8 protein-coding genes are annotated in these 11802 nt (G+C 71.9%); 3 read left to right on the forward strand and 5 right to left on the reverse strand.

What is annotated here, in order from left to right:
- Window positions 1-79 precede the first annotated feature (79 nt).
- Complete coding sequence (locus tag ACFO6S_RS17210) at window positions 80-4081, forward strand: nSTAND1 domain-containing NTPase (RefSeq protein WP_378419055.1); 4002 nt, start codon at window positions 80-82, stop codon at window positions 4079-4081.
- Window positions 4082-4135: 54 nt separating this feature from the next.
- Here ACFO6S_RS17210 and ACFO6S_RS17215 read toward each other — a convergent pair whose 3' ends face one another.
- Genes ACFO6S_RS17215 through ACFO6S_RS17235 form a run of 5 tightly spaced genes read right to left on the reverse strand, consistent with a single transcriptional unit; the run spans window position 4136 to window position 10253 of the window.
- A complete protein-coding gene (locus ACFO6S_RS17215; protein WP_378419057.1) occupies window positions 4136-5392 on the reverse strand; it encodes an aminodeoxychorismate synthase component I in 1257 nt (418 codons plus the stop codon).
- A 59-nt stretch (window positions 5393-5451) separates the two neighbouring features.
- Entirely contained in the window at window positions 5452-6543 is a 1092-nt protein-coding gene (locus ACFO6S_RS17220; RefSeq protein WP_378419059.1) for a DUF2786 domain-containing protein, read from the reverse strand.
- A gap of 52 nt (window positions 6544-6595) precedes the next feature.
- Window positions 6596-7756 (reverse strand): DUF2786 domain-containing protein, encoded by a 1161-nt coding sequence (locus ACFO6S_RS17225; RefSeq protein WP_378419061.1) that lies wholly within the window; start codon window positions 7754-7756, stop codon window positions 6596-6598.
- A 21-nt stretch (window positions 7757-7777) separates the two neighbouring features.
- Window positions 7778-9343, reverse strand: coding sequence for a methionine--tRNA ligase (gene metG / locus ACFO6S_RS17230; RefSeq protein WP_378419063.1), 1566 nt, complete (start codon window positions 9341-9343; stop codon window positions 7778-7780).
- Window positions 9344-9392: 49 nt separating this feature from the next.
- Complete coding sequence (locus ACFO6S_RS17235; RefSeq protein WP_378419065.1) at window positions 9393-10253, reverse strand: SDR family oxidoreductase; 861 nt, start codon at window positions 10251-10253, stop codon at window positions 9393-9395.
- Window positions 10254-10365: 112 nt separating this feature from the next.
- On the opposite strand from ACFO6S_RS17235, the gene ACFO6S_RS17240 reads away from it, so the two are divergent.
- Together ACFO6S_RS17240 and ACFO6S_RS17245 are read left to right on the forward strand one after the other, a co-directional pair.
- Window positions 10366-11193, forward strand: a complete 828-nt coding sequence (locus ACFO6S_RS17240; RefSeq protein ID WP_378419067.1) for a TatD family hydrolase — start codon at window positions 10366-10368, stop codon at window positions 11191-11193.
- A gap of 144 nt (window positions 11194-11337) precedes the next feature.
- Window positions 11338-11799, forward strand: coding sequence for a DUF6578 domain-containing protein (locus ACFO6S_RS17245; RefSeq protein WP_378419069.1), 462 nt, complete (start codon window positions 11338-11340; stop codon window positions 11797-11799).
- The last annotated feature ends 3 nt before the right edge of the window (window positions 11800-11802 follow it).

Raw genomic sequence — 11802 nt, forward strand, 5'->3', positions numbered from 1 at the left:
TTCGGGTATTGTCCCAGTTCGCAGCGGGTGAGGAACTTTTCCGCAGCGGAATTTCAGTGGTGCTGGGAAGGGATCGTCGATGCTCGAGCAGGGGCCGGACCAGTCGGACGACCGCGCGGAACAGGCGCGCCGGTTCTTTGCCGACCAGCTGCGCCTGCTGTTCGCCACGGCGGGCGGGCCGGCGCTCAAGACGGTCGTCTCGGAGGCCACGGCGGTGGCCCGCGCCATCGGTCTCGACAAGCCGCTCTCGGTTCAGCGGATCAGCGACTGGCGATCCGGCAAGCGGGTGCCCGCCACCTTCGACTCGGTGCGTCCGGTCCTCGTCGTCCTGATCCGGTCCGCGACCGCGTTGCACAAGCAGCCGCCCACCGCCGGCCTCTACTCGACGAAGCAGTGGCACGCCTGGTGGAAGAGTGCCCGGGACGTGAGTGCGCCGCGCGGGCGCAGCGAGGTGGCCGTGCCGCCCGCCCCCGAATCGGTCGCCGGGGTCCGGCCGTACCGCGGGCTCGAGCCGTACCGCGCGGCGGACGCGCGACTGTTCTTCGGTCGCGTCCACAGCCTCGGCGGCCTGGTCGACGCGGTCGTCGCCGCGCAGGGGCACGGGATGGTGATCGTCACCGGCGCGTCGGGCGTCGGCAAGTCGTCGCTGGTGCAGGCGGGCGTAGTGCCGGAGCTGGCGCGGGTGGCCCCGGGCCGGTGTTCCGCCGTCGTGATCACCCCGGGCCGGGCTCCGGCGCAGGCGCTGTGCGAGGCCATCCCGGAGCTGACGGGTGTCGTCGACCTACCCGACCGCGAGGCGGTGCGGCGCGCGGTACGCGAGGCAGCGGAGCGGCTCGGGGCCACCTTGCTGGTGATCGTCGTGGACCAGATCGAGGAACTGTTCACCCAGTGCGCCGACCCGGACGAGCGGAGTCGCTTCCTCGCGGTCCTCGATCACGCGGCCTCGGCGTTCACCGACGACGAGACGGTGGACGCGACGCCCTCGGTGGTGGCGACCATGCGGTCGGACTTCTACGGGACGGCGCTGTCGTACCCGGTGCTGGCCCGAGCCCTCGAACGTCACAGCAAGGTGGTCTCGCCCCTGACCCGAGAGGACATGGAGGACGTCATCACCCGCCCGGCCAAGCTGATCGGGCTCAAGCTCGAGTCCGGGCTGGTCGAGGTGATCCTGCACGACCTCGGTGCCCTGACCTCCGCGGACGGCAGCAACACGGTGTTGCCGCTGCTCTCGCACCTGCTCGACACGATGTGGGAGCGGCGTCGCGGCGGCACGTTGACGCTCGCGAGCTACCGGTCGACCGGTGGCGTACGCGGTTCCGTCGCGGCGACGGCCGAGCGCACCTGGGAGGAGCTCGACCCGGAGGGTCGGGTGCTGGCCCGGTCGATGATGGTGCACCTGGTGTACGTCACCGACACCGGCACCGACGTCAAGATCTGCCGGACCTTCCCACAGCTGCTCGCGCTCGGCGGCGAGAACACGGAGAACGCACAGCGGGTCGTCGACCAGTTCATCGCCGCCCGGGTGCTGGTAGCGGACACGGAGAGCGTCGAGCTGATTCACGATGCGGTGATCGATGCCTGGCCCAGGCTTCGGGGCTGGATCCAGGAGGACCGTTCGTACTCGGCGCTGCGTCAGCAGATCGAGGCGGACGCGGTGCACTGGGCCGATTCCGATCGCAACCACAGCCTGCTCTACCAGCGTGGCCGGCTGGACATCGCAGCCGAGTACTCTCCGTCGAACCCGGTGGCGGTGGCGCTGGACCCGGTGGCGGCGGAGTTCCTGGAGGCCTCGACCCGGCAGGTGCGCCGGCAGACCTGGGTGCAGCGGGCGGTGACGGCGGCCCTGGTCCTGTCCACTGTGGTGGCGGTGGTGGCAGGCGTGACGGCCTGGACGGCGAAGAGCCGCGCCGAGTCGGAGCGCGCGGCCGCGGAGTTCCGCCAGGTCGTCGCGCTGGCCGACTCGTTGCGGGAGTCGGACCCGACCACCTCCGCGCAGCTCTCACTGGCGGCCTGGCAGATGGAGCCCGGCGACGACGCGGCCTATTCGAGCCTGATCGCGACGGAGTCGACCCCGATCGGTCGTCCGCTGAGCGGGCACCGCGGCCCGGTCTACGGGGTGGCCGTCGCGTCCGACGGTGTGACGATGGCGTCGGCCAGCGACGACCGAACCGTGCGACTGTGGGACCTGACCGATCGCGCCGATCCGAAACCGATCGGCGCGCCGCTGACCGGCTCCGAGCAGTACATGGCGTCGGTCTCGTTCAGCCCGGACGGCAGGATTCTGGCCGCGGGTAGCGGCGACGGCACGGTGTTCATCTGGGACGTATCCGATCGGGCCGCGCCGCGGCCGCTGCTGGAGGCCGCGCCGACGGGGTCGCGGGTGGTGCACAACGTCCGTTTCAGCCCGGACGGGCGCACCCTGGCGGCACCGAACGACGACGGCACCGTGATGCTCTTCGACACCTCCAACCCGGGATCGCGCCTGTTCCCGACGACGGTGTTGCAGGCACACCACGGCGCGGTCCGGACGGTCTCGTTCCGCGGGGACTCGGCGGTGCTGGCCACGGCCAGCGACGACCGCAGTGTCCGGCTGTGGGACGTCGCGGACCCGAAGCGGCCGACGCCGCTGCCGTCGGTGCTGACCGGGTTCGGCGACGTGGTGCACTCGGTCGCGTTCGCGCCCGACGGCCGGACCCTCGCCGCGAGCAGCGACGACGGGTTCCTGCGGGTGTTCGACGCCACGGATGTGCGCGCAGTGCGGGAGGTCGGCGCGCCGCTGCAGGCGCACACCGGCGCCATCTGGACCATCGCGTTCGCATCGGACGGCGGGACGCTCGCGAGCGCATCGTGGGACGGCACGGTCAAGCGGTGGGCGCTCGATCCGGTCCGCCAGACGCTGCGCGCCCTGCGGCCGGCGCTGACGGGCAACGGCGGCGGGGTACCCGCAATGGCACTCGCGCCGGACGGCGAGACCGTGATCACCGGCGGTCAGGACTCGACGGTGCGGGTGTGGTCGCTGCCGCGAACCGACATCGCCATCTCGGAGTCGGCGTTGACGCTGCCGTCGACGAGCCGGGACGGGGCGTTGATGGTCACCTCCGGCTACGACTCGGTGATTCGGCTGTGGCGGACGGGGGCGGACGGACGGTTGTCCGCGTTGAGCTCGGTCGCGCTGCCACGACCCTTCGGCGGGGCACACGTGGCCGTGTTGTCGCCCGACGGCGACCTGATGGCGACGACGCCGACCAAGGGCGGCACGGTGCAGCTGTGGAACGTCAGCGATCCCGTCCACCCGATTCGGCTGGGCGAGCCGATCACGACGAACACACGCTTCACCTGGGAACTCGCCTTCAGCCCCGACGGATCGACGCTCGCGATGGGCGAGGACGACTTCAGCGTCCGGCTGTGGAATGTCTCCGACCCCGCCCGGCCGGTGCCGTGGGGGACGGCGCTCGGTGGGGCGAGCAACCTGGTCCGGACCGCGGCCTTCAGCCCGGGCGGCACGAGCCTGGTGGCAGCCGACGCGGACGGCGGCGTGTACGAGTGGGACGTGCGCGATCCCACGCGACCGGGGGCGGTGCAGGTCTCGCACATCGGCGACGACGGTGGCGGAATCAACGCGATCTCCTTCAGCCCCGACGGCACCATGCTGGCCACGGGGACCGACGACCAGACGGTTGTGGTGTGGGACCGTGACTCCGTCGGGTCGTTGACGCCTCGCGAGCCGATGCCCGGGCACAGCGGAACCGTCTACTCGGTCTCGTTCAGTCCGGACGGCAGTCGCCTGGTCAGTGGCAGCGACGACGGCACGGTTCGACTGTGGGACGTCGCCGACGCGGGGAACGAACGCGAGGTGGGCGGACCGATCGCGATCGGCGGAACCGGCCGCTGGCAGGTGGCCTTCCTGCCGCGCACCCAGACCGTCGTGGCCGGTGCCGGCGACGGGGTGCTGCGGGCCTGGGGCCTCGGCGCGCCTGCGATCATCGACCGGATCTGTTCGGCGACGACGGAACTGTCGGCCGAGCGGGCCGCGGAGTTCGAGCTGTCGGTCTCGGGTGGCGGCGCCTGCACGACGGACTGAGAGCACCGCGCGGTGCGCCCGTCCGGGCGCGGGGCCCTCAGTGGTGCGGGGCCCTCAGTGGTGCAGGGCCAGGATGCTCGACGCCTTGTCCAGGCACTCCTGCCACTCCGCGTCCGGATCCGAGTCGATGGTGATACCGCCGCCGACACCGAGGGTGGCGTTGCCGTGCGAGTCGAACTCGACGGTGCGGATGGCGACGTTCAGCTCGACGCCCGCGTGCGCGGCCGCGAAGCCGACGGTGCCGCAGTAGACGCCACGCGGACTCGGCTCCCACTGCGAGAGCAGTTGCCGGGCTCGGTGTTTCGGGCATCCGGTGACCGAGGCGGGCGGGAAGGAGGCGTCGAGCAGGTCGCCGGTGGTGGTGCCGCCCGGCACCGTCGCCTCCACGGTGGAGACCAGGTGCCACACGCCGGGCGCGGGGTACACGCCGAGCAGGTCGGTGACGGTGACCGATCCCGGGACCGCGAGGCGGCCGAGGTCGTTGCGCACCAGGTCGACGATCATGACGTTCTCGGCGATGTCCTTGACCGAGGCGCGCAGCAGGGCCGGGTCCGCAGCGACGGGCAGCGTGCCCTTGATCGGGCTCGAGGACACCCGGTCCTGGCGGCGCGCGAGGTACAGCTCGGGGGAGAGGGAGGCCACCGCACCCCAGCTGCCCTGCACGAACGCGGCGCGCGCGGGGCGGGTGGCCTCGACGGCGTCGGCGAAGAAGTCGACCGGGTCGCCGTGTGTGCGCCCACGGAACTGGGTGCACACGCAGGCCTGGTACACCTCGCCCGCGCGGATCGCCTCGAGGCACTGCTCGACTCCGTGCCGGTGGGCATCGCGGTCCGGCGCGGTCCAGTCGATGTGCCAGGGGCGGCGGTGTGCCCGCGGCCGGGTCGCCGCGCCGGCCCACTGCTCGGGGCACGGCCGGTCGGTGAGCGACTCGTACCACCAGCAGCCGTCGGCGTCCTGGACCAGGACGCTGTCCGTCCATCCGCCCGCGGCCTCGGGCAGCGCCGGGGTGAGTCCGGAGGTCGGCAGGTCCGGGTAGGCGCGGTAGCCGATCCAGCCACCGCCGATCCGGCCGCCGTCGATCGAGTCGTCGCCGACCCGGTCACCTGCTGCCGCGCGGCCCGGCGGAGCAGCGAAGGCGTCCCGCGGATCCACCGGGACCGCGAGTAGGCTCGGTGCGAGCAGTGCCCGACGACCGAACCAGTCTCCGATCAGCGCGGCCGGCGGCGGCGTCCCCTGGGCGGTGGCCAGATCGGCCAGGGCGCGCAGCACCTCGGCCGGGGTGCCGCCCTCGCCGAGCCTGTCGATCCGCATTCGTCCAGCCTGTCACGGCGGTGGCCGCCAGCCCGAATCGTGCAGGCCGAACGGTGGACTCAGCCGGCGATGGCGCCGCTGCCGGTACCCAGGGTGGCCGCGTCGGCCGCGGACCGGCCGGCCCGCAGCCCGGACGCGTCTGTCGCCGAGCCGCGCATGGTCTTGGTCCGGCCGAAGATCCGGGTCACCTCGGCACGCACCGCCACCTCCCGCGCGGCCAGGATCGGCAGCAGGTCCGCGAACTCGATCTGTGAGTCGGCCACCGCCTGGGCGGTGCCTGCCTTACCTGCCTCGGTGAGCCGCTGGCCGATCCGCACCGCGAAGCCGAAGAGGAAGGCCTTGCGGAACTCGGTGGAGCGGGAGCCCTTGTCGCCCTCGACCTGCATCGCCCGGGTGGCCTGGACCAGCAGCGAGGTGAACAGCATCTCGCTCTGCCGCACGTCCACCGGCGCCCCGACCATGGTGACGGTGGCAGTTCGTTCGGTGATCACCGCCGCCACGTGATTGGCCTCGCCGATCGCGCTGAGCAGCAGTGCCTTCTGCTTGACGTACGGGCTGTCGAGGTGAACTCGTCGGCTGTCCACGGTGACCGTGGCGCCGGGCGCCGCGGCCTCGAGGACTGCGGCGTCGATCGCGTAGCGCGTCATCAGTTCCTGGGCCTTGGCGGTGAGCGTCTCGGCCTCCTCGACGAACTGGGTGCTCTCGGCCTTCGCCAGCAGGCCGCGGATCTTGTTGAGCACCTTGGTGTCTGCGGCCGTCGCCTCGGAATCCGGCCGGTGCTCCGCGGTGTCGCGGTGTGGCGGCCACGCCGACGGCGGTGGGCACAGGGCGGTCCACGCGTGCAGGCCCCACCAGAACCGCGCCACGACCTGGGCCTGCGACTCGTCGATCTCGGTGGCGGCGTCCGCACCGGGATGCGTTTCGGCGATCGTCCGCAGTTGGTCGAGCCAGGGCCGGGGTGCGCGCGACCAGGCGTCGCTGCGGCGGGACTCGTGCAGGATCAGCACGGCGGCGGGCGTCAGCAGCGTCGCCGGGAGCGACCGCCTCGTCACGTGCAGGACGTCCGCGGGCTGCCAGCCGCGCTCGTACGCCTGCGACAGGGTGGACAGGCAGCCGATCAGACCTCGAATGTCAGTTCGATTACTTTTCATGTCGGCAGTGTGCACCGGAGCACCGACAAGTTTCCCCGTTGCAGGTCAGGAGCTACTTGCGGCCGACCCGACGCGCGCCCGGCGACAGCGAGGCGTCGTCCGCGGCGGCTCGGCCCGCATGCCAGCCCGCGGCGTCCACCGACCGGGCCCGGGCCCGCCGGGTACCCGGGAACAGGCGCTCGAACTCGGTGTCCACCGCCGCGGCGGTGGTGGCGAGGATCGGCAGCAGGTCGCCGACCGCCATGGACTCGGCGGCGGCGGCCGACTCGGTGGCGCGTGCCTCGGCCTCGCGCAGACGCTGCCCGATCCGGCCGGCGAACCCGGCCAGGAACGCCTTACGGAACGCGGTGGTCCGGGCGCCTGCCCGGCCCTGCCCGGCGCTCGACTGCAGGGTGCGGTTCGCCTGGACCAGCAGCGAGGTGAACAGCAGGTCCACCTGTGCCAGGTCGGCGGGCGTGCCGACCACGGTGGCGATGGCGAGATCGTCGAACCACACGGCCCGGACCCGGTTCGCCTCGCCGATCGCGGTCAGCAGGTGCACCTTCTCCTTGATGTACGGGTTGTCCAGGTGCACCCGGTGACTGCGGATGTTCGTCGGTCCCTGGTGGGCGCGCGAGCGCAGCAGGGCGGCGTCGATCGCGTAGCGCGTCATCAGTTCCTGCGCCTTGGCCGTGAACGCCTCGGCCTCCTGGTCGAAGTCGGTGCGCTCGGCCTTGGCGAGCAGGCCCCGCACCCGGTTCAGCATCTTGGGGTCCGCGTCCGTCTCGACGGTCGGGTTCCCGGCCTCGGCGGCGTCGGCCGGCCACTGCGACGGCGGTGCGGTGAGCAGGGTCCACCGCGGCAGTCGGTTCCACTCCGCGGCCAGTTCGGTCAGCTGGTAGCCCAGGAATCCTGCCCGGCCTGCGACCAGGGCGGCGGCGAACGCCGCGCCGCGCGGATCGGGAACCGGCACCTGTGCCGCGAGTCGGGCCTGCGCCGGGTACTGCTCGGCGACGGCGTCGAGCTGGCCGTTCCAGTGCGCAGGCGCCCGCTCCGCCGCGCGGGCCACCCGGGCCTGGTACAGCACGGCGGCCGCGGCCAACTCGGGCGGCGACTCGTCACCGCGTCGGGTCAGGTGCGGCAGGTCCGCCGGCTGCCAGCCACGTTCGTACGCGTCCGTGATCGCGGCCAGCAGGGCCAGGGCCTCGTCGGCAGGTTGCCCGTCGTTGCTCACCGCAGCCACTTCTCCGACAGGTCAGGCGGTCTCGGGCTCCACGTACCGCGGGAACACCGGCGCCGGTGCGGGCAGCGGGTGACCGGCCACGATCCGGGTGCCGATGGCCGCGAAGTCACGCGCGTCGGGGCCCTGTCCCAGCAGGTCCAGGATCCTCGCGCCCGATCCCGGCATGACCGGCTGAACTAGGATGCCGACGATCCGCACCACCTCGAGGGTGGTGTAGAGGACCGTGGCCATCCGGGCCGGGTCCGTCTTGCGCAGCACCCACGGCTCCTGCTGGGAGAAGTACCGGTTGGTCTCGCCGAGGACCGCCCAGACCGACTCGAGCGCGAGGTGCAGCGCCTGCTTGTCGAAGTCCGCGCGCACGGTCTCGAGCAGCGCGTCGGCCTTCGCGAGCAGTGCCTCGTCGTCCTCGGACAGCTCGCCGGGCGTGGGCACCTGGGCGTCGCAGTTCTTCGCGACCATGGTCAGCGAGCGCTGTGCGAGGTTGCCCAGCTCGTTGGACAGGTCGGCGTTCATCCGGGTGACGATGGCCTCGTGGCTGTAGCTGCCGTCCTGGCCGAAGGAGATCTCCCGCAGCAGGAAGAACCGCAGCGCGTCGAGGCCGTACTGCTCGACCATCTCCAGCGGGTCGACGACGTTGCCGACCGACTTCGACATCTTCTCGCCCTTGTTGTAGAGGAACCCGTGCACGAAGACGCGCTTGGGCAGCTCCAGGCCGGCCGACATCAGGAACGCCGGCCAGAAGACGGTGTGGAAGCGGGAGATGTCCTTGCCGATGATGTGCAGGTCCGCGGGCCAGCGCTGCTGGAAGGACGCCGACTCGGTGTCGGGGTAGCCGACGCCGGTGAGGTAGTTCGTCAGCGCGTCCACCCACACGTACATCACGTGCTCGGGGTCGCCGGGGACCGGGACGCCCCAGTCGAAGGTGGTGCGGGAGATCGACAGGTCCTTGAGGCCACCCTTGACGAAGCTGACGATCTCGTTGCGGCGGGTCGCGGGCTCGAGGAATCCGGGGTCGGACTCGTAGAGCGCGAGCAGCCGGTCCTGGTACGCGGAGAGCTTGAAGAAGTAGGTGGACTCCTCGGTCCACTCCACCGGGGTACGGGTCTCGGTCGCGAGTCGGGTGCCGTCCTCCTCGACCGTGGTCTCGGCCTCGGTGTAGAACGCCTCGTCACGCACCGAGTACCAGCCCGAGTAGGTGTCGAGGTAGATGTCGCCGGCCTCGACCATCTTCTGCCAGAGCGCCTGGCAGGCGGCCGTGTGGTCCTCGTCGGTGGTCCGGATGAACCGGTCGTACGAGATGTCGAGGGCCTTGTCCAGCGCCTCGAACCGGTCGGAGTTCCGCGCCGCCAGGTCGCGGACGTCGACGCCCTCCTTGACGGCGGTCTGCTGCATCTTCAGACCGTGCTCGTCGGTGCCGGTCATGAAGAACACGTCGAACCCGTCGAGGCGCTTGAACCGCGCGATCGCATCCGACGAGATGTACTCGTAGGCGTGCCCGACGTGCGGGACGCCGTTCGGGTACGCGATCGCGGTGGTGACGTAGAACGAGGGCCGGGAGGAGGGAGCGGGCGAAGTCATGGTGCCCACACTCTATCCGCGCAGCCGTCGTGCGTGACGGGCAGACCGGTCACCGTCGGTCGAGGGCGCGTTGTTCGTACTCGGTGCGGGTCGCGGTGCCCCGGACCGCCCGGACCTGGTCCGGCACCATCTGCCGGGTGATCAGGTCGCGGATCGGCCGCGGCAGCACGTTCACCGCGCGGACCAGCGGGCCGAGGTAGCCGGGCACGGTCACCTCGAACCGCGGTCGGGTGATCGCCCCGACGACCGCTCGGGCCACGTCGGCCGGTTGCAGCATCGCGGCGGCACCGGTGGCGGTGCCGACGGCCAGTTCGGTGTCCACCACCGTCGGCATCACCACCGTGAGCTGGACGCCGCTGCGGTGCAGTTCGGCGCGGACCCCGCTGAGGTAGCCGAACACCGCGTGCTTGGTTGCGGCGTAACTGGACTCGCCGGGCGGCGCCAGCTTCGAGGCGGCGGACGCCACGGTGACGATGTGACCGTGGCCGCGGGCGCGCATGCCGGGCGCGGCGAGGGTGACGCCGTTGATGACGCCGTGGACGTTGACGTCGAACATGCGGCGACGGGCCGACTCGGGTTCGACGTCGAACGGGCCGACCCACATCACGCCCGCGTTGTTCACGAGCACGTCGAGCGGGCCCCACTGCTCCTCGACCGCGGCGAGGAAGGCGGCGAACGAGTCCCGGTCCGCGACGTCGAGGTCGAGGCCGAGCGCGGTGCCGGTCAGCTCGGCCGCGGTGGCGCGGGCCGCGTCGCCGTCCCGGTCTCCGATGGCCACCTTCGCGCCTGCCTCCGCGAGTTGGGCGGCGATCTCGCGCCCGATGCCCCGGGCGCCGCCGGTCACCGCGACGACTCGTCCGGCGAGGGTTCTCTGCTTCACGTAGGTCTCGCTCTCAGGTAGGTCGGTCACCTGCTGACATGGTGCCGCCTGGAGCCGAGGTTGCGCTGGGGAACGCCCGGTGCGGTCCACCGGACGGGGTGGCCGCGGCCCGGCGGTCGCCGCCGGTGGGGACAATGGGCGCATGAGCAAAGACCGTCCGGCCCCGGACCTGCCCACCCCGCTCGCGCCGCTGATCGACTCGCACACCCACCTCGACGCCTGCGGCGCCACCGATGCGGAGTCGGTCGCGGCGATCGTGGACCGGGCCGAGAAGGTCGGCGTCGGCCAGGTCGTCACCGTGGCCGACGACCTGGCGGCGGCCCGGTTCGCGGTGGCCGCCGCGCACTGGGACCCGCGGGTGTACGCCGCGGTCTCGATCCACCCCACCCGGGCCAACGTGCTCGACGACGCGACGAAGGCGGAGATCGAGCGGCTCGCCGCGGACCCGCGGACCGTGGCGGTGGGGGAGACGGGACTCGACTACTACTGGCCGGGCAAGCTCGACGGCTGCGCCACCGTCGAGGAGCAGGTGGAGGGCTTCCGCTGGCACATCGACCTGGCCAAGCGGCTGCGCAAGCCGCTGATGATCCACAACCGCGAGGCCGACCACGACCTGCTGGCCGTGCTGCTCGACGAGGGCGCCCCGGAGACCGTGATCTTCCACTGCTTCTCCTCCGACGCGACGATGGCGCTCGCCTGCGTGGAGGCCGGCTACGTGCTGAGCTTCTCCGGCACCGTCAGCTTCCGCAACGCCCGCGAGCTGCACGAGGCCGCGAAGCTGGTGCCCGACGACCAGATCCTGGTCGAGACCGACGCGCCGTTCCTCACCCCGCATCCGTTCCGCGGCGCGCCGAACGAGTCGTACTGCCTGCCGTACACGGTCCGTGCGCTCGCCGAGACCCGCGGCCAGGACCCGTTCGACCTGGCCGCAGCGACGACCGCGACGGCCCGGCGGGTCTACCGCATCTAGCCGCCCGCCGAGTGTGCAGTTCTCGGGGCATCGCCGAGAGCGACGGACGGCAACTGCGCACTCGGCGCGTAGATTGGGCCGCACAGGTACGCCCGCGCCCGGGGCCGTCGCGCCCCGGACCTCCCTAGTGCGCGGGCGCGACACATGCGTCATCGGTTCACGGAACCCACCCCGGTCGACTCGACCGTCGAGATCGTCAGCATCCGCATCGCCGCGTGGGAGATCGAATGCTGTGCGTCCCCACCGCAGGTGGGTGGGCAGTCCACCTGGCAGTTGCTCGAAGGCGAGTCCGACGGGCACGTGTGGGGCACGGCCCACGGCGGGAAACGAATCACGCGCACCGTCACCGGCACGGTGCTGAGCGTGCACTTGCTGACCCAGAACTACCGGCAGGACGCGGTCGGTGTGTGGCGGCCGGTGCCCAGTTCGGCGGTTCTGCAACGGATCTGGAAGAGCCCCAGATGGTTTCGTGGCAGCGAACGGCTGCAATACGGCGAGGAGCGCCGAGTGCAGACCGGGGTGGCGATCGAGTTGGCGGTGCCGCGCGGCACCGCGGTGCCGAACGTCGCATCCTCGGCCGAGTACGTCTTCCTGGCCGACCTGTGACCC

Source organism: Rhodococcus kronopolitis (assembly GCF_042654025.1).
Taxonomy (GTDB): domain Bacteria; phylum Actinomycetota; class Actinomycetes; order Mycobacteriales; family Mycobacteriaceae; genus Rhodococcus_G; species Rhodococcus_G kronopolitis.